General features: G+C 42.1%; 18 protein-coding genes. 10 read left to right on the top strand and 8 right to left on the bottom strand.

Annotation, left to right across the window (positions count from 1 at the left end):
* Nucleotides 1-200 precede the first annotated feature (200 nt).
* On the top strand, nucleotides 201-710 hold the full coding sequence (locus tag LAQ65_RS17870; protein ID WP_224118371.1) for a T9SS type A sorting domain-containing protein: 510 nt from the start codon (nucleotides 201-203) through the stop codon (nucleotides 708-710).
* A gap of 259 nt (nucleotides 711-969) precedes the next feature.
* Here LAQ65_RS17870 and LAQ65_RS17865 read toward each other — a convergent pair whose 3' ends face one another.
* Both LAQ65_RS17865 and mqnC read right to left on the bottom strand, forming a co-directional pair.
* On the bottom strand, nucleotides 970-1,260 hold the full coding sequence (locus LAQ65_RS17865) for a hypothetical protein (RefSeq protein WP_224118370.1): 291 nt from the start codon (nucleotides 1,258-1,260) through the stop codon (nucleotides 970-972).
* Between the two features lie 45 nt (nucleotides 1,261-1,305).
* Nucleotides 1,306-2,430, bottom strand: coding sequence for a cyclic dehypoxanthinyl futalosine synthase (mqnC, locus tag LAQ65_RS17860; protein ID WP_224118369.1), 1,125 nt, complete (start codon nucleotides 2,428-2,430; stop codon nucleotides 1,306-1,308).
* 179 nt (nucleotides 2,431-2,609) lie between these two features.
* Between mqnC and LAQ65_RS17855 the strand changes: the two genes are divergently transcribed.
* The 3 genes from LAQ65_RS17855 to LAQ65_RS17845 all read left to right on the top strand — a co-directional run bounded on the left by LAQ65_RS17855 (nucleotide 2,610) and on the right by LAQ65_RS17845 (nucleotide 6,461).
* On the top strand, nucleotides 2,610-3,821 hold the full coding sequence (locus tag LAQ65_RS17855; RefSeq protein ID WP_224118368.1) for an aspartyl protease family protein: 1,212 nt from the start codon (nucleotides 2,610-2,612) through the stop codon (nucleotides 3,819-3,821).
* 102 nt (nucleotides 3,822-3,923) lie between these two features.
* Nucleotides 3,924-5,159 carry a M16 family metallopeptidase gene (locus LAQ65_RS17850; RefSeq protein WP_224118367.1) on the top strand — a complete coding sequence of 412 codons (1,236 nt, stop codon included), beginning with the start codon at nucleotides 3,924-3,926 and terminating at the stop codon, nucleotides 5,157-5,159.
* A gap of 21 nt (nucleotides 5,160-5,180) precedes the next feature.
* Nucleotides 5,181-6,461 (top strand): M16 family metallopeptidase, encoded by a 1,281-nt coding sequence (locus LAQ65_RS17845; protein WP_224118366.1) that lies wholly within the window; start codon nucleotides 5,181-5,183, stop codon nucleotides 6,459-6,461.
* Between the two features lie 9 nt (nucleotides 6,462-6,470).
* Here LAQ65_RS17845 and LAQ65_RS17840 read toward each other — a convergent pair whose 3' ends face one another.
* On the bottom strand, nucleotides 6,471-7,079 hold the full coding sequence (locus tag LAQ65_RS17840) for a hypothetical protein (RefSeq protein ID WP_224118365.1): 609 nt from the start codon (nucleotides 7,077-7,079) through the stop codon (nucleotides 6,471-6,473).
* A 321-nt stretch (nucleotides 7,080-7,400) separates the two neighbouring features.
* On the opposite strand from LAQ65_RS17840, the gene LAQ65_RS17835 reads away from it, so the two are divergent.
* The 6 genes from LAQ65_RS17835 (at nucleotide 7,401) to LAQ65_RS17810 (ending at nucleotide 13,864) form a co-directional block, all read left to right on the top strand.
* On the top strand, nucleotides 7,401-7,901 hold the full coding sequence (locus LAQ65_RS17835; protein WP_224118364.1) for a DUF4251 domain-containing protein: 501 nt from the start codon (nucleotides 7,401-7,403) through the stop codon (nucleotides 7,899-7,901).
* Between the two features lie 49 nt (nucleotides 7,902-7,950).
* On the top strand, nucleotides 7,951-10,146 hold the full coding sequence (locus LAQ65_RS17830) for a hypothetical protein (protein ID WP_224118363.1): 2,196 nt from the start codon (nucleotides 7,951-7,953) through the stop codon (nucleotides 10,144-10,146).
* 10 nt (nucleotides 10,147-10,156) lie between these two features.
* The gene (locus LAQ65_RS17825) at nucleotides 10,157-10,936 is read left to right on the top strand and encodes a bestrophin-like domain (RefSeq protein WP_224118362.1); all 780 of its coding nucleotides are present in this window, start codon (nucleotides 10,157-10,159) and stop codon (nucleotides 10,934-10,936) included.
* Nucleotides 10,937-10,983: 47 nt separating this feature from the next.
* Entirely contained in the window at nucleotides 10,984-11,322 is a 339-nt protein-coding gene (locus tag LAQ65_RS17820) for a phage holin family protein (RefSeq protein ID WP_224118361.1), read from the top strand.
* A 45-nt stretch (nucleotides 11,323-11,367) separates the two neighbouring features.
* Nucleotides 11,368-13,365: an alpha-ketoacid dehydrogenase subunit alpha/beta gene (locus LAQ65_RS17815; protein ID WP_224118360.1), complete on the top strand. Its 1,998-nt coding sequence runs from the start codon at nucleotides 11,368-11,370 to the stop codon at nucleotides 13,363-13,365.
* A gap of 280 nt (nucleotides 13,366-13,645) precedes the next feature.
* Nucleotides 13,646-13,864 carry a YgaP family membrane protein gene (locus tag LAQ65_RS17810; RefSeq protein WP_224118359.1) on the top strand — a complete coding sequence of 73 codons (219 nt, stop codon included), beginning with the start codon at nucleotides 13,646-13,648 and terminating at the stop codon, nucleotides 13,862-13,864.
* Nucleotides 13,865-13,866: 2 nt separating this feature from the next.
* Here the strand turns inward: LAQ65_RS17810 and LAQ65_RS17805 are convergent, their stop codons facing one another.
* The 5 genes from LAQ65_RS17805 to LAQ65_RS17785 all read right to left on the bottom strand — a co-directional run bounded on the left by LAQ65_RS17805 (nucleotide 13,867) and on the right by LAQ65_RS17785 (nucleotide 19,081).
* The gene (locus LAQ65_RS17805) at nucleotides 13,867-14,406 is read right to left on the bottom strand and encodes a hypothetical protein (RefSeq protein WP_224118358.1); all 540 of its coding nucleotides are present in this window, start codon (nucleotides 14,404-14,406) and stop codon (nucleotides 13,867-13,869) included.
* Between the two features lie 3 nt (nucleotides 14,407-14,409).
* Nucleotides 14,410-15,933, bottom strand: coding sequence for a serine hydrolase (locus tag LAQ65_RS17800; RefSeq protein WP_224118357.1), 1,524 nt, complete (start codon nucleotides 15,931-15,933; stop codon nucleotides 14,410-14,412).
* 60 nt (nucleotides 15,934-15,993) lie between these two features.
* A complete protein-coding gene (locus LAQ65_RS17795; protein ID WP_224118356.1) occupies nucleotides 15,994-17,046 on the bottom strand; it encodes a hypothetical protein in 1,053 nt (350 codons plus the stop codon).
* A gap of 106 nt (nucleotides 17,047-17,152) precedes the next feature.
* Nucleotides 17,153-17,863, bottom strand: a complete 711-nt coding sequence (locus tag LAQ65_RS17790) for an ABC transporter ATP-binding protein (protein ID WP_224118355.1) — start codon at nucleotides 17,861-17,863, stop codon at nucleotides 17,153-17,155.
* Nucleotides 17,864-17,866: 3 nt separating this feature from the next.
* On the bottom strand, nucleotides 17,867-19,081 hold the full coding sequence (locus LAQ65_RS17785) for an ABC transporter permease (RefSeq protein ID WP_224118354.1): 1,215 nt from the start codon (nucleotides 19,079-19,081) through the stop codon (nucleotides 17,867-17,869).
* Between the last annotated feature and the right edge of the window lie 6 nt (nucleotides 19,082-19,087).

The raw sequence follows: 19,087 nt of genomic DNA, 5'->3' as shown, positions 1-19,087 counted from the left end.
CAATAGAAATATTTTCCCGGTCGTTTTACCTATGGCACAATAATTGTTCACATGTTATCCACAGTCTTACGGACCAGACTATGCGAATACTAACCCATTTATTGTCCGTGGCATTGGTATGCCTTTTTTATACCGGTGTTGCGCAGACAAGCTACAGCCAAGCCTTTCAGCGCCTGGTAGCTACGGCTACGGGCCCAATAATGATTAAATTGGAAGAACCGGCCAATGCGGGCCAGGGTAAATTGCTGTTGCAATGGTCCCTGAACGCCTCAGCACAACCAGGCTATATTACTATTGAGCGATCTCCCCTGCAGAATGGTAACTATGAAGTTGTTGCGGTACTTCGCCAGGAAGGGAAGCTGGGACAATTTATTGACGAACTGCCGTTAAAAGGAAATAACTATTACCGGGTCAAATGGTCACCTGATTTTGGATGGCAACAGGTTTCGAGAATCGTTTCAACAAGTTTTGCTGGTGATATGACCTGCCGGTTTTATCCAAATCCGGTCGATAATATCCTGATTGTACGTTCCGAACAACCTTTGGAACTATTACTTACTGACGCAGGCGGACAGGTAAGGACCAATGTAAAATTAAAGGCCGGATTACAGTACCTCGATGTTTCAGGATTAGAGAAAGGCCTGTATATCATTACGTTAACTCAGGCAGAAAGCGGGCAGGTACTCACAGAAAAGCTGCTCAAGAATTAATTTCTGCAATACGTAGTTCTACTCAATTTATAAAAATACTTGCATATATAGGTGAAAACCTATATTATTGTATTGGTTTTTCATAGGATATTGGATTTTAAAAACGGGGTTGAATTTCTATTCTGACCCCTTTTTTTATGCACATACCTATCCTTCCCACCATTTAAGGTGGTTTTTACCCTATTAAAATTTATTGCCAAAATCATGCCGGGTAATTCTCCAGGAAATTAGTAGCGCGGAAAACAGGTAATTCAATGGTTTATTTAATGGTAAACAGCCCATTTTGCTGGTTCTTTTTACTGAACCTCTGAACAAGCCAGCCTATAGTGAAAGTGGGGATAAAATCCGTGAAGGGAAGTATTTCCTCTGTGAAACTGAATAAACCGCCTAAAGCACCTTTCCATCCACCGAATAGATGGTAAAAAATTATACCTGAAACCGGGGCCCAGATAAGGTCACCAAATTCTCCCAGTACGGGAATTGCGTATGTAAAATAGCCAACAGCATCGAGCAAGAGGCAGAGTACCAGGCTTGGTCGCAGGATTTTCATGTACAAGCAGACGAGAATAAAAACAAAGAGGTTGGCTCTTAAGGTTTAATAATTGATGACCTGCTCTTCAATTTGTTCGGGCATTTCCCGGAATTCGTATTGCTGATTCCTTAGCTGGGGTTCAAAGCCAGCCTCACGGATCGCTGACTGAATGCTTTTGTAGGTAAAGCGGTGAGGTGCCCCGGCTGCACTGACCACATTTTCCTCAATCATGATGCTTCCAAAATCATTGGCTCCGGCATGCAGGCAAATCTGCGCAACATTTTTCCCAACTGTAAGCCAGCTTGCCTGGATATTTTTCACATTGGGTAACATGATCCGGCTAATCGCAATCATCCTAATGTATTCCTCAGGAGTAGTTATGTTATGTACGCCCCGGATTTTGGCGAGTAAAGTATCAACATCCTGGAATGTCCAGGGAATAAATGCAATAAATCCTTTTACATTATCTGGTTTCCTGGCCTGGACATCCCTTATTTTCACAAGGTGCTCCATCCGTTCTTCTATGGTTTCCACATGTCCAAACATCATGGTAGCCGAGGTGGTCAGATTGAGTTTGTGGGCTTCATGCATAATATCCAGCCATTCCTGTGCCCCGCATTTTCCTTTACTGATCAGGCGGCGCACACGGTCAACCAATATTTCAGCTCCAGGGCCTGGCAGGGAGTCCATCCCGGCATCTTTAAGGGCCTTCAGGACTTCATAATGAGATTTCTTTTCAAGTTTGCAGATATGGGCAACTTCCGGCGGCCCGAGTGTATGTAGTTTCAGTGCAGGGAAAAGTTGTTTCAGTTGTTTGAACAGCCCGGTATAATAGTCCAGGCCCAAATCAGGGTGGTGTCCACCCTGAAGCAATAATTGCTCACCACCATAACGGAAGGTTTCTGCTATTTTCTTTTTATAGGTCTCAATATCTGTAACATATGCCTCTGCATGACCTGGAATCCTGTAAAAGTTGCAAAACTTACAATTGGCAATACAAACATTGGTCGTATTCATATTACGATCAATGATCCATGTTACCTTTCCATGGGGTACCTGGATTTTCCTTAACTGGTCTGCGATATTCATTAATTCCGTCAATGGGGCTTCCCTGAAAAGGAAAACACCTTCTTCAGCAGATAGAAATTCAAAATTCAATGCCTTCCTGTAAAGCTCTGATAAGTGCATAATGCCTTATTTAATTTGGCCTACAAAATTAGCACATGTATATGGAATGCATTGAAATATTCCGGTTTGGGATTCATTAGAACAACTGGCAGGAATATTCAGTTAAAAGGTGTTGTTGCCCCCAAAAAAACGTAGTAAATTCAATTGGTTTCCAGCCGATTGTTACAAACCCCTTCTGTTTGCTTAATAAATTCACGATAGCACTAGTAACCTTATTCCTTGTTTTTAACCAGGATAAGGCATATTCCCAGGAGTATTTTTCACCCCCCCCGGCACAGCTACTGACTGATTTTCCATTTATCCAATTTAACGGGGGTGTAATTATGGTTAGGGCGAAACTTGATAATTACCCCGATTCCCTGAATTTCATTTTAGATACAGGAAGTGGTGGCATATCCTTGGATTCAGGAACCGTAGTCAATTTAAAGCTGCCAACAGTAGCTACAGATAGAACGATTCGGGGAATTGCCGGACTAAAAAAAGTCCGGTTTGCCTATAACCACAAATTATTCTTCCCTGGACTAACTGTTGATTCCCTGAATTTCCATATCAACGACTATGATATTCTAACCAGTGTATATGGGGAGAAAATAGACGGCATTATCGGCTTTAGTTTTTTTTCCCGGTATATTGTTAAACTGGATTATGATACCCTTAGGGTCTTTGTTTATTCAAAAGGGACTATGAAATATCCCAAAGGAGGACACCTCCTGAAGCCTAACCTGACTTCAATTCCTATTATCAGCGCGCGTATCAAGGACGAAAACATTGCCAATACCCGTTATTTTTTTGATACAGGCGCTGGTCTTTCCTTATTGCTTACTGATGATTTCGTGAATGACAGTAGTCTCTTCAGTAAAAACAAAAAAATATTTTATACGCAGGCCGAAGGATTGGGCGGAAAGACCAATATGAAACTGACTACTGTTAAGGAATTCAGGTTTGGTCCGTATAAATTCAGGAAGGTACCTGCCTATATTTTCCCTGATGAATATAATGTAACCAATTACCCTTTTCTAGGTGGCCTGGTTGGCAATGATCTGCTTCGAAGGTTTAACGTTATTCTGAACTACGACAGGCGGGATATTTACCTTATTCCCAATAATCATTTCAGGGACAGGTTCGACTATGCCTATACTGGTTTGGGTTTTTATTATATAAATGGCCAGGTAACTGTTACCGACATCATGAAAGGGTCGCCTGCCGAAAAAGCCGGATTTCTTGAGGGCGATATAATAATCGCAATAAACAATAATATGACAAGAAATATGCAGGCATACCGTAGTATGGTGCAGCAGGAAGGTGAAAAGTTAAAATTTGTAGTTATCCGTAAAAGTGATGGTAAACTCATTGAGCTCTATATGAAAGTGGGCAGCATTCTTAAAAAGTAGGCTAAATACCCGTCTTCCCGGGAAGGCATAAACAAGCTTTCCCTATTTCAGCTTTCACCACTAACTTGCAGTCTCGCTGCTAACGGCGTTCATTTTTCAGTTATGATTCAGTATTCCAGATTTGAGTTGCCAAACGGCTTAAGAGTGTTGGTTCATGAGGATGCTTCAACACCCATGGCAGTAGTGAATGTTTTATATGATGTTGGAGCCCGTGATGAAGATCCATCCAAAACCGGATTTGCGCACCTTTTTGAACACCTTATGTTTGGCGGGAGTATCCATATTCCCGAATATGACGATGAGTTGCAAAAAGCGGGGGGTGAAAACAATGCGTATACAACAAACGACCTTACTAATTATTATTGCCAGCTCCCGTCTGCCAATATTGAAACTGCCTTTTGGCTGGAAAGCGACCGGATGCTTAGCCTGGCGTTCAGTAAGAAAAGCCTCGATGTACAAAGAAAAGTAGTTAGCGAAGAGTTTAAGGAACATTACCTGAATAAACCATATGGGGATGTATGGTTTAAGATGCGGGAAATGGCATACGAAAATCACCCCTACAGGTGGATGACTATTGGCAAAGAGTTAAGTCATATAGAAGAGGCTACACTTACAGATGTAAAGAATTTCTTTTTCAAGCACTATACGCCAGTAAATGCCATACTGGTTGTTGCCGGGAATATAGTAACAGAACAGGTTTATGAACTGGCCTTGAAATGGTTCGGTGATATTCCTTCCGGCGAGAAATATATTAGGAGCCTTCCCCAGGAAAAGCCACAGCAGGCACCAAAACGCATGGATATAACGGCAGATGTTCCCGTGGATGCTTTTCTAAAAACATGGCATATGCCTGCCAGGATGGACCCACGGTATTATACCATAGACCTTATTACAGATGTGCTTGGCAGTGGGGCATCTTCGCGTTTATACCAGGCCCTGGTAAAAGAGCAGCAATTGTTTACCAATATTGATTGCTATCATTTTGGATCAACCGATGCTGGCTTAATTTGTATTGATGGAAAGCTGGTTAAAGGTGTAAGCCTGGAGAAAGCTGAAGCAGCCATTGAGCAATTGCTGGAAAAATTGAAAATGGAAGGCATTTCAGTTTCCGAACTGGAGAAGGTTAAGAATAAGACAGAGAGTACAATGGCGTTTGAAGATATAAGTGTAATGAACCGTGCTGCCAGCCTGGCCTATTATGAACTATTGGGCGACGCTAACCTCATGAATACTGAATTATCGAAGTACCATGAAGTGAGTGCGGAGGAGATTTTAAAGGAAAGCAGGATTATTTTTGATGAGAAGAACAGCCATACTTTGTATTACAGGGCGAAGTAGTAGTAAGAAACAACAGATTATATGTTAAACAGAAAGATAGCGCCTCCGATAAAAGATGCAGTTGAATTTGAATTGAGCCTTAAGCCGTATGATAAATATGTGCTGAAGAATGGCGTTGAAGTTTATGCAGTAAATGCAGGTGCAGAAGAAGTTCTCCAGGTTGAATGGGTGTTTTGGGCAGGAAACTGGTATGAAGAGAAGAACATGCTTGCTCCGTCTGTAAATTTTTTGCTGAAGAATGGCACAAGACAAAAAAATGCCTTTGAAATTAATGAGCATTTTGATTACTATGGTGCATCGCTGGGCAGGGCCTGTTATAATGAAACAGCCACGATCAACTTACAATGCCTTACGAAGCACCTTGGAATATTATTACCTGTTGTTCGTGAATTGCTGACAGATGCTGTTTTCCCCGAACAGGAATTGCAATTATACCAGCAAAACAGCAGGCAAAGGCTTGAGGTAAACCTGAAGAAAAATGATTTTGTAGCTAACCGCCTTATTGATGAATACTTATTTGGTTTTGATCACCCTTATGGCCGCTATAGCAGGTTTGAAGACCTGGCTGTTTTGAATCGCGATGAGATTCAGGAATTCTATAAAAGATATTACCAGCAGGGGAAGTGTATGATCTTTGTTGCGGGAAGGCTACCGGTTAATTTATATGAATTAATGGAAGGGAATTTTGGAGACCTTCCATTACATGCCACCCAACCTGGAGAGATTATCCATAAAGTCCATCCTGCAAGTGAAAAAAAATACAGGATTAGTAACGATCCCAATGGCGTTCAGGGTGCTATCCGGCTTGCAAGACATTTTCCAAACAGGCATCACCCCGATTTTTTGGGCGCACAGATTTTAAATACAGTTTTTGGCGGATTTTTTGGGGCGCGATTGATGAATAATATCCGGGAAGACAAAGGGTATACTTATGGTATTTACAGTTACCTTCAGAACCATATTCAGGATAGTGCCTGGCTGGTGTCAACAGAGGCCGGCCGGGATGTATGCGAAGCCACTATTACCGAAGTTTATAAGGAAATGGAATTGCTTAGAACTGAATTGGTCGATGAAGAAGAATTGATGCTTGTAAGGAATTACCTCATAGGTAGCATATTAGGCGACCTGGATGGCCCCTTCCATATTATCAGCAGGTGGAAAACAATAATATTGAATGAGTTAAAAGAGGATTTCTTTTATAAAACAATTGAAACGATAAAAACGACCAGTGCTGAAGACATCCAAAAGCTGGCTGAAAAATACCTGCGTCCTGAAGATTTTTATGAACTGGTTGTGGTATAAGGTTCATCACTATTTCAGGAAACCTTCACTTCTCATTTTTGCACCTATCACATCCGCGATTTCATTGAACATCTTTTCCGTTTTCGATGGATTTGTGGTTTGTGTTATCCCAGACCAAACAAGTTTGTCCTGTTTGAATGAATAAATATTCGTTTCAACATTATAAATCTTATCTGTAGTATAATAACCCGGAGAATAGTATGAATTCCAACTATTGTAGTAATAAGGGCCAAACCCACCATAATAAGGCGGAAAGCTTGAAGCCCCGGGCACATAACTGGTCTCTTTTTCCACATTTACAAGGCGCATCACAACAGCCCCATCGAATCCTTCAGTAATCAATTTGTCTTTGAACCCACTTGCTTTAGCTTCTGTAACATCTTTCTCCACATAATAATTATATGATGCAACACCTTTGCCTTTCATTCTTTTTACTAATTGGTCTTCCACAACCCGGCGGGTTGTTTCATCTTTAAGCAGGCCAACTACAAGTACCTTATTCCAGCTACCGGAAACTATTGTGGTGTTTGGGTCCCTCCAGCTTTTTTCAATAACTGTTGAAGGTCCGCATGCTGTAATTAAAACAGCAAAGACAACAGGTAATATGACTTTTTTCATATTTTAAGATTTTATAAACTTCTCTTTAAATCCCGAATCGCTTCTGTACTACGAATATAAAGATTTTGTTGTAGGTCAAATTGTCCCTTTTCTTCGTTTGCAACATTCCGTTATGATCTTCAGTAGGGGAATTTTCAGGTCCTTGTTGAGTCTTTTGCCTTTTCCAAAATTCTGGTTGCCGGGTACGCAGAAACGTTAAGAAAGTCCCGAAGGGTATACTACGATAAGACAAAACTGCTAAAGAATATAAGTATTTCGATAAAATGAATGAACTTTAATAGCAAACAAAATCTGGAGTTTGGCGCCTACAAATCATTATATATGAAAAGCATTTTTTTCTACGCGGTTGCTTTTTCTGCTATTGTCACTGCATGCGGAAGTGCCCAACCAGCCACATCGCTAAGCGAAGGTCAGGTTGCCCAGGTATTGCAGGACCAATCGTACCAATTCAATGCCCAGTTTATGACCCCTATGGGCGGAAAGCAAAGAACTATAACAGGCAGCTATTATCTTCTGGTATCCAAAGATCAGGTAGTTGCTGATTTGCCCTATATCGGGAAAGCGTATACAACAAATATCGGTAGTACTGATGGCGGCATTAAATTCACTTCAAAAGAGTTTACATATAGCACAGAGCCAGCAAAAAATGATGGTAAGGATATACATATTAAACCTAAGGATGTTCCTGATATACAGGAATTAATTCTTACTGTATATACAAATGGTTCTGCTTATCTGCATGTTACTTCTATCAGCCGGCAATCAATTACCTACATTGGTGATATTGCCAAACCCAGGGAGGTTAAATCAGCTATCCAATAGGAAGAAAAAGTAAGCAGCGTACAAAAATTTATCTTCAAACTATCTCGATATGAAAAAAAGCTTTTTCGCAACCTTAATCTTTTTTGTGGCTTTTTTACTTAACACATCGGGAATTCTAGCACAATCGAACTGGCCGAAGGTTACTACCCTTGCAAATGGGGGAAGCGTGACAATTTACCAGCCGCAGCCTGAGTCGTATGTAAATAATAAGATTGTTGGCAGGTGTGCCCTTTCAGTAAAACAGACTGAAGGTGCAGAGCCAGTATTCGGGGCAATGTTTTTTGAAGCTACTGTATCAACGGAAAGGGATAGCCGTATGGCAACCCTGGAATCTTTAAAGGTCACCAACCTTAAATTTCCCGGTGTTGATGATATTACAAAAATGAACAATGTAATTGCGGCGATTGAAGGTGCCGCAGGTAAGTCAAAACTTGAAATTTCCATAGATCAATTGGTGGCAACTATTAATAAGGAAAGCGGTACAAAGTCATCTGATAATTTAAAGAATGACCCACCAAAAATTATTTACACCAACAAGCCTTCGAGCCTGATTCTTATCGATGGAGAGCCAAAGATTCAGAAAGACAAAGACCTTGATGCAGAGCGGGTCATAAATACACCCTACCTTATTTTTAAGGAGGGAGCTCAATGGAATTTGTATACTGGTGGTTTATGGTATAAGTCTGCTAGCGTCGCAGAGGGATGGACCCCAAATTCAAGTCTTTCAACAAAACTAAAATCGGTAGATGAACGAATTAAAAAACAGGAAAAAGAGGACAATGGAGGTAAAGCGATAACTGCAACCCCGGAGCGCACGGAAATTATTGTCAGCACCGAACCTGCCGAGCTGGTTCAAACAAAAGGGGAACCTGAATATAAATCGATAGAGGGAACTTCCCTTTTATATGTAAGTAATTCTACGAATGACCTGTTCAAGGATATTAATTCGCAAAAGACTTTTGTCCTTATCGCCGGAAGATGGTACCAGGCCCCGGGCTTCAATGGTCCCTGGACATACATTCAGTCCAATCAGCTACCTGCCGATTTCGCTAAGATTCCTGAAGGATCTGAAAAAGACGGGGTGTTAGCAAGTGTTGCAGGAACAACCGCCGCAGAAGAAGCAAAGATCGATGCCGAGATTCCTCAAACTGCGAAAGTGGACCGTAACTCTGCCAAAACAGATGTGAAATATGATGGCAACCCGAAGTTCGAGCCCATAGAAGGAACAAATATGGAACTGGCTACGAATAGTACTACGACAGTGATAAAATCCAATGGAAAATATTTCGCTGTTGATAATGGTATCTGGTTTGAGTCAACCAGTCCAAAAGGCCCATGGCGGGTTTCCGCGGAACGTCCGGGAGAAGTGGATGAAATTCCACCTAGCAGCCCGGCATATAATACGAAGTATGTGTATATCTATGAAACCACTCCTCAGTATGTATATGTAGGTTATACACCAGGCTATATGGGAAGTTATATTTACGGCCCAACTGTAGTTTATGGAACAGGATATTATTATACCCCATGGTATGGTGCTTATTATTACCCAAGGCCCTGTACCTGGGGTTTTGGTTTTAGTTATAATCCCTGGACCGGATGGAGTATGAATTTTGGATTTAATGTAGGATTTATGCATTTTGGTTTTGGCTATGGCCGCGGGTACTATGGCGGTGGATGGTTTGGACCCCCCATGTATCGTCCTCCCTATCGCCCACCATATTATGGCGGGGGATATTATGGGAACAGGGGACCGGTATTTATAAATAACGGAGACATCAATATCAATAGAGGGAACCAGGTCAATCCCAATATCAATCACCGGGAGAATATTTATAATAATAAACCAGGGGTAGCCACTAGGGACGTTGATCGTAGCAAGCCCGGTACCAGGCCTGCCCCCAGCACCAGGCCTGCCAATCCGGCCAACCCATCGCGACCGTCCACTCAGCCAGCACGGGACATCAATAGGGATAACAACGTGTTTTCAGACCGCGAGGGCAATGCCTATAGAAAAGATGACAAGGGTAATTGGAACCAGAGGGATAATCAAAGTCGCGATTGGAAACCTGCAAATCCTGGGAATATCGACCGGAATAATGACCTGAACCGCGCCAGTCAGCAAAGGGATCGCGGCGCAACAAGGCAAAATAATTATCAGCAAAGCAGGCCTGCTCCCCGGTCAACCGCACCAAGTCGTCCAGTAACCCGTCCGGCAAGAACAGGAGGGGGACAAAGACATTAAACCAAATAGTATGAAAATGCAGTTATATTTTTTTTCCGCCGCTACTATTTCCTTCGTCCTGTTCCTTCTGATGGTGTTGTCCTTTTATATAGGGACCCGCCTTGCACACAGAAAAAAAATGCGACAGGTGGAGGATGATGAAAAAACATCAAGCAGCCTGGTTGGGGCTGTTTTTGCCCTGAGTGCTTTTGTTTTGGGTTTTGCCTTTAGTATGTCGGCCAGCCGCTATGATGCCAAAAGGAACATCGTGGTTCAGGAAGCCAATAATATAGGAACTGCCCTTTTGCGGGCAGACCTTTACCCTGACTCGATCCGAAATATAATCAGGCCATTGTTTAAAGAGTATATAGAAACCAGGGTTGACTACTATAACATCAAAGCGGATACGGCAGCATTAAATGAATCGCTAAGTAAAGCGAATGCGATTTCTGCAAAAATCTGGCAGGAAGCTATAGGACATTTTAATAGGACCGGAGCGTTTGTTCCAGTAAACAATATGCTTCCTGCATTGAACGCTATGATCGATATCACCACCACCAGCCATCAGCAACTATATGCGGTGGTACCGGAATCAATCCTGATGATGTTGTTCATATTAACCCTTACAAGTGCTTTTTTAGCGGGATATTCCAATAAAAAAGGCCATGTTGATTGGCCCATTGCGGTTGGCTTTTGCCTATTGTCATCACTTGTTATCTATTGTACGTTGGACCTTGATCGTCCAAATCGCGGATTGATTACTTTGGATAAGGCTAAACAAGCGATAGTAGAACTAAGGAAAAATTTTTAGTCAGGCCATGTTTATACTAGAATATTGTAATCATTAAAAATACCGATATGAATTTTCTTGTACGCTTACTCATCTCCGCTTTAGTGGCATTTGGTTTGTCTTATGTATTGCCGGGAATCCATATAGATACTTTCATTACTGCTTTGGTCCTCGCCCTTGTCCTGGCCGTCCTTAATACATTGCTAAAGCCAATAATGGTAATCCTGACCTTACCGATTACCATCATTACCATGGGATTATTCCTCCTGGTTATAAATGCTGCTATTATTTTGCTGGCCAGTAAATTAGTAGATGGGTTTAAAGTAGATGGTTTCTGGTGGGCCTTATTATTTAGCATCCTGTTATCAGTTACCACGTCTATTTTGCAATCTTCTGATAAAAGTTAATCATCCCTGGTTTTCAGGTATCTTCATGGCAGGTAATTGAATGTTATGAATTTCGACCGTAAAGACCTGACCAACGACCAGCTAATTTATTTTTACGAATCTATCCTGCTACCCAGGATGATAGAAGAAAAGATGCTGGTCTTATTACGGCAGGGTAAAATCAGTAAATGGTTTAGCGGTATAGGCCAGGAAGCCATTTCCATCGGTGCAACACTGGCACTCCAGCCAGATGAATGGATCATGCCATTACATCGGAACTTAGGCGTTTTCACAGCCCGTAAAATTCCCCTGGCAAAGTTATTCATGCAATGGCAGGGAAGCAAGGATGGGTATAGTAAAGGACGGGAAAGGAGTTTTCATTTTGGATCTAAGGAGCACCATATCTGTGGAATGATTTCACATCTTGGTCCGCAACTTGCCATTGCCGATGGCGTTGCATTAGCAAATAAATTAAGGGAGGAATCCGGGCTGGCTGAGGGTAAGGTTTCGCTTGCATTTACCGGTGATGGCGGAACAAGCGAGGGTGATTTTCATGAAGCACTGAATACGGCAGCAGTATGGGACTTACCAGTAATATTTATCATAGAAAATAATGGTTATGGGTTAAGTACCCCGGTAAACGAACAGTACCGTTGTGAAAGCCTGGTTGCAAGGGCAAAGGGATACGGCATGGAAGGTGTTAGGATTGATGGGAATAATCTCCTGGAAGTTTACGATACCATAAAAGGGGTGCGGGATTATTGCATCCGGCAGAAAAAACCTTACCTGGTTGAATGCATGACCTTCCGGATGCGGGGGCATGAAGAAGCCAGCGGAACCAAATATGTTCCGCCCCAACTTTTTGAAGAGTGGTCAAATCGCGACCCTATTAAAAACTATGAAGAATGGTTGATTTTAAATGGACTTATAACCTATTCTAAAATTGAATTTTTAAAGGCAGAAATAAAATCACTGATTGAAAAAGAGTTGTTAGCAGCCGAACAGGCTGAAGAGATGCGGGTTAATACCGAAGAAGAATTAGGTGATGTATATGCGCAACGGGCATCAGCATTCAGGGAAACTCCGGCTGATTCACCATTAGCTGAAATTCGGTTTATTGACGCTATTCAGCAGGGCCTGAAATTATCCATGATTGAACATCCTAATCTCGTTTTGATGGGTCAGGATATAGCTGAGTATGGCGGGGCTTTTAAAATTACAGAGGGACTTGTTCAGGAGTTTGGAAAAAGCCGCGTTAGGAATACTCCGCTTTGTGAAAGTGCGATACTTGGTGCAGCATTGGGTTTGTCTTTGGAGGGGTATAAGAGTATGGTAGAAATGCAGTTTGCAGATTTCGTAAGTGTTGGCCTGAACCAGATAGTAAATAACCTGGCAAAGATCCATTACCGGTGGGGCCAGAATGCTGATGTGGTGGTGCGTATGCCTACGGGTGCAGGCGTAGGTGCAGGGCCTTTTCATAGCCAGAGTAATGAAGCATGGTTTGTGCATACCCCCGGATTGAAAGTAGTTTATCCATCCACTCCTGAAGATGCAAAAGGCTTATTGATTGCATCTTTTAATGATCCCAACCCGGTGTTGTTTTTTGAACATAAAGTATTGTATAGAAGTATAACTGGAAAAGTTCCTGAAGGATATTATGAAATACCCATCGGTAAAGCAAGACATGTGCAGGAAGGAGAAGATATCAGCATTATTACCTATGGTGCCGGTGTGCACTGGGCATTGGAATATGCAAATGCAAATCCAGGGAAGAGCATTGATATCCTTGACCTGAGAACCCTGCTTCCACTAGATTACGAGGCAATTCAAAAAGCTGTTTCCCGCACAGGAAAAGTATTGGTATTGCATGAGGACACCCTTACTGGTGGCATTGGAGGCGAGATCAGTGCCTGGATCAGCGAGCATTGTTTTGCCTTACTGGATGCACCTGTTATGCGTTGTGCCTCTTTGGATACGCCGGTTCCATTTAATACTGAACTGGAGAAGAATTTCCTGGCGAAAAACAGGTTGTCGGAAACTGTCCATCAGCTGCTGAAATATTAAGGCAACTAGTTAATTCATTTTTTCGATCACCTTAAATACTCGGACAAAAACTAAAGAAAACAGGATTTTACGGACCAGGCTTGCAATCAAGTATATATATCCCTGGGTTTAATTATATTCAGAGTACCAGGAAGAATCTGCTACAGCTTTATCTGCCTAACATCATATTGATAAGTGACCTTTGTCACAAGCATTATTTTCTTTATATTTTAAATTGCCATAATATTTTTTGATTTGAATTCAGTTGGATCATTTTTTCCAAAACTATAATTAGTTTATCATGAAAAAGAACCTTGGTAATACAGACCGAATTTTTCGTTTAATTCTCGCTGCAGTGTTTGCTTACCTGTATTTTTCAGGTACTATTGCAGGTACACCGGGATTGGTATTAGTTATATTGGGTGCAGTTTTTGCAGCAACCAGCGTGATCAGCTTTTGCCCTATCTACGCGATTTTTGGCCTCAATTCCTGCCACGCAAAAAAGCCTGACCAGGTTTAAAGTTATTCGCTGCTTTTATCGCCAATAAACCATTCTTCCTTGTTTTTAAACAAGACATTGAAAGTAGTTAGTGAACCATATATCCTGGAAATATATTGCTGAAGGTTGACCTTATCTTCATCGCTCATAATTTTATGCGCGTTGATCTGCTGTTCCATCACCCGGAGCCGGTCCCTTAACATTACTATTTTGTGAAAGAATACTTCAATCGGCAGTTCTTTACCTTTTAATGAAATATCACCGGGTTGTAATACCATCGTTCCTCCTTTCCATCTGTCTCCCAGGGGTACAACTTCACTGGTGCCATTCCATAGCCTTAGTATTTTTAATAATGATTTTTCTACTTCCGAGTGTGTTTCAATTTCTTCAGTCACGTTTTCAGGAATAATTTCTTCCAGGTGATGATCTGTTTTTTCGATCTCTTTAATGCCATGGTGGATAAACGAAATCAGGTAAGTCGCATAGCGGACGCCTATAATTACACCAGGCCCCAATTGGGTGTGTTGTAAACGTGTACCAATTCCGAGGGTGAGTGCGGTCATAATTCACTTTTTATAAAACTCATAAGTTGTAAATTCAACGAATCCATTAACGTTAACGGTTACACTTTTTATTTTCCCGTTCTCAACTCTAAATGGCCAGACCCTTACTCCATACAATGGGTCATTAAAACTGGCAAGGAAGCGATTATCTTTCATTGGTTCAAGAACAGCATACCGGCCTTTGTGGTGTTCAAACCGGGCAACAAGTTTCCCCTTTTCATCCGCAATGGTCATTTTTCCATAAACTTCATGCACATAATTGCCGATAATTTGCGTGACAGGGAAAGTCATGGGAAGTTTCATTGCCACAGTATCCCTGCGACTTTTCTGTATACCATTAATTCTGGCATTTTCAATTTTATTCTGATCAAGAGCCAGTTGATTATAATTCCTGTAAGGCAGCCCCAGGCTTGCATCTAATAACTCCCATTTCATAGCTTCATAAAAACCGTTTGCATCTGTATTTGTCAAAACCACGATGCCGACCTGTTCTTCCGGAACAAGGGTAAAGCTGGTCACAAATCCATTTACGCCGCCTGTATGTTCCACCAGCTTCCTGCCTTCATAATCAGTCAGGAACCAGCCTAACCCATAAAGTGAAAAATGTGATTTATTAAATGGATGTCCACCATCGCCTAAAATGGATTGTGGTGTACGCGTAGCCGTTATAGCCTCAGAGGGTATAATTTTTTTCCCGTCCCATTCGCCATTTTTCAATAATGCCATGGCCCAGTTGGCCATGTCATGTGCTGAAGAAGAAATACTTCCGGCAGGTGCTAAATTGTCAATATGACCGTATGGGATTTTTCTAAGCTGGCCATCCACTAATGTATGGGCTTTCGCTGTGTTCGATGCAGTATCCAGTTGAATAGAATAGGGCATTGTGCGGGTCATCCCAAGGGGGGTAAAAATATTCTGCTGCAGGAAATTTCCCCAGCTTGTTCCGCTTACCTTCTCAATTACTTCTCCGGCCACCGCAAATGCTGCATTAGTATATCCCCATTTAGAGCGAAAACTATAAAGGGGTTTAACTTTACCGAATTTTTCTTTTACTTCCGGATAGCTGAGGTCGGAATCAAAATACATAAAGTCTCCCTGGAAGGTTTCAAATCCAAGTCTATGGCATAACAGATCACGGATAGTTGTCTCTTTGCTAACCCACGGATCTTTAAGTTTGAAATCCGGCACCCATTTTTGCACCTTATCATCAAGGGATAATTTTTTTTCCGACTGCAACATTGCAAGGCTGGTTGCCGTGAATGCTTTTGTATTACTGCCAATTCCAAACCGGGTATTTTCATCTACTCTTTCTTTGCCACCTTTTTCCAAAACCCCATATCCTTTCATTACCAGTACCTTGCCATTCTTTACAACTGCAATAGCTACACCAGGGATTTTCCATTCCTGCATGGCTGATACTACATAAACATCAAGACTGTCATTTATAAAATTTGATTGTGCTCTGGTTTGGAAACCGGGTAAACTTAATATCCCGATGAAGATGACAGAGAAAACTTTTTTTCCCATAAGAAGTTTATTCATTGGAAAAGGTACAAAATTACAGATTGATTTGAATATGGTAAAGGATTAAAAATTCCATTTCACTCGCAGGTAAATGGAATTACCCAATGTTGTATAATGGTCTTGCTCTCCAAAGAAGTGCTGGCCGAAAAAGGCCAATTCCCAGTTTTCTGCAAACGAATACTGTACACTTGGGAAAATCAGCAGAAAATTCGATCCGCCCGGGGCATACATTACACCTAAACCGCCGGAAAAAAGGGGCGTAAATATTTTATTAACCTGCACAAATCCGGTATTCTTGAATGGTAAAAGGGATTTCGCGGTAGGGTTCAGCAATATGCCGGTTCCATATGGTTGATAATTATTGTCTCCTGCAGTATTCAGCAAATAAGATATTGAAAGGTACCATCCCTTTTCCAGCGTATAATCTAAGCCGGTAGTGAAACTTAGTACTCCTACCATGTCGGTGCCATTCTTTTTTGGATGAAAATAGCTGCCTTCACCTTTGAAGCCTACCTGGCCAATGCTTCCTGCCCAACCGCCTCCCAAAACCCAGTCCTCTTTGTACATACCTGCCAGGAATTGCCAGTCATATCCATGCCTGTTAAACTTATACATTAAAGCGGCCACCTGGTCCTTTCCATCTTTACCCGATTTCCAGGCAAAATCAAAACTATTCATTGCTTTAAGATTGTATTGTATCCTGATGGCATCACTTCCGGGCCTTTCTTCGTAGTCAAAATCCAGGTAATTAAAAGTGTTGAATAAGTCATTAGGATTCCAAATAGTATGAATACCCCAATTAATTCTTTGCCTCCCCAGTGTAACATCCCATTTTTCATTGAACCAATTGATATATGATCGGTCAATATTGGTTTGCCATATAAATCCCGGTTGGTTTATGGGTACAAAAGACAAGTCAAACAATCCGTCGTCCTGGTCAAGTGTTTCTGCAAAGCCGGGAATTTTTTTTACCTCGCTGCCAGCAAAAAAGCGGTTACGCATTTCAGCTTTAATAAGAAAATTGTGAGGTAAATCCAGTGAAAAGTTTAAACGGTTATGGAATACATTGAGAAACTCTACCGAATCCAGGTTATTTCCAAAGTAGATTGATGGCATGTTCTTTATATACCCATGTAGTTCCGCTTTTATCCTGGTTGAATCTGTTGATTGGCCGTAAGAAACCAAAAATAAAAACAAACAGGCAATACATATGAATATGGTTTTAGCCTGCATGGGTAAGTGGTGTTTGCAATGTATCTTCTGCGACTTCGCCATCCACTAATGTTATCACTCTTCTTGCCCTTTGAATGACGCGTTGGTCGTGCGTGGAGAAAACAAAGGTCATTCCTTCTTCCCGGTTCAGTTTTTCCATAATGTCGAGCAGGTTGGCAGCGGATTGCGAATCGAGGTTGGCTGTAGGCTCATCGGCGAGCACAAACCTGGGTTTTGATGCCAGGGCTCTTGCAACAGCGACACGCTGTTGTTGACCGCCTGATAGTTCCCCTGGTTTTGCATTGGCTTTGTCAGTCAGGCCAACTTCTTCAAGTAGTTTCAGGACGCGGGTTTCCCGTTCCTCTTTGCCAACTTTCTGCAGCAGCATGATGAATTCGATATTCTCCCTTGCAGTTAGAACCGGGATCAGGTTGAAGGATTGGAAAACAAAGCCAATATTATTCAATCGAAAATCAATAAGCTCATTCGAGCTAAGCTTAGTAATATCCACCCCGTTAATCACAACGTTCCCGGTGGTAGGTTCATCCAGTCCACCTATCATGTTCAGTAAGGTTGTTTTACCGGATCCCGAAGGACCAACCAGGGCGACGAATTCGCCTTTCTCAATGTGCAGGTGCACGTTGTTCACCGCTTTGACAGCAACCGGACCCTGGTCGTATACCTTGGAGATATTATGTGCATCAATAACCGTGTTCTGCATGGTTTAAATTTTTCGGATAGCTGTAGCTGGTTTCAATTGTAATGCTTTCAACGATGGGTAAACAGATGCCAGGAGCGCAGCCACGATGGCCATTCCCCCAACCTGCCAGTAGTAAGACAGTTCCAATTGGGGATATACCCTTGTGCCATAACCGTACATGGCCAGTCCCTCTGAAAACCTGGAAAGGTTGATGCCATTTCTTCCCGTAAGATAAACCGTAAGCCAGGACAATGGTAATCCGGCCAGGCAGCCAAGAATTGTCATCAACAGGGTTTCTGTCATGATCATACTGAATATCTTACGCTTGTTCAAACCGATCGCCATTAAAACACCTAATTCCCGGTATCGTTCCAATACCGCCATGAGCATGGTATTGACGATCCCAAAGACCAGGGCAATCAATATAATGCCGATGATGATGACCATATACTGGCTGAAAGAATCAATCATCATCCTGATCTCGGGGGAAAGTTGCTTCCATGTTTCAACCTTGTTACCCGTATTGAGATTGCGCAACTTAAAAGCTGTTGTTTCGACAGCCTTATTGTCTTTAAGCAGAATGGCCAGTTCGTGTATCCTTCCACCGAGAAGGGTCAGCGAATCGAGCTCGTTCTTTTTTACGAAAACATTGTTCTCTTCTAAATTGCTGTTGGCGGCCTCAAAGATCCCGGTGATCCGGAATGCTGCTGCAATAAGTTCATTGTTTTTATCCTGGAAGGTCAGGATCACTTTACTTCCCTGGCCGAGGTGAAGTTTCTTTGCAAGTTTTCTTCCCATTAGTATCTGACCAGATGCGGAATTTTCCAGGTAATGTCCTTCTTTGATCCTTTTATTCAAGCCGGTAACGGCAGCTTCCGATAATGGCTCCACGCCATAGATACTTACTCCGGAAGCAGTGTAGGCTGAAGAGGCCATTGCGGTTATGACCAGGCGTTGACTTATACCGGCTACCTGGTCGTCTTTTTCCAATGCCGACAGGACTCCCGAAACATTATTGATGGTGTATTGCTCTTCATCCAGTTCCCTGAAGACCGGGTTATGCACCTGGATATGGGAAAGCTGTTGCGAAATACCGGTGTTGATCTGTTCATTGATCAATCCCCGGAAGAATGCGAGAATGAAGATACCCGCTAAAAGCCCGGTCATGACCGATCCAATGATGACCAGGCTGCGTAATGGATTACGCCATAAATTTCGCCAGGCGATGCTTAGTATCATTAATAT

Source organism: Flavihumibacter profundi (genome assembly GCF_020076305.1).
In the GTDB taxonomy this organism is placed as follows: Bacteria; Bacteroidota; Bacteroidia; order Chitinophagales; family Chitinophagaceae; genus Flavihumibacter; species Flavihumibacter profundi.
This window is presented reverse-complemented; position numbering and strand designations above follow the sequence as displayed.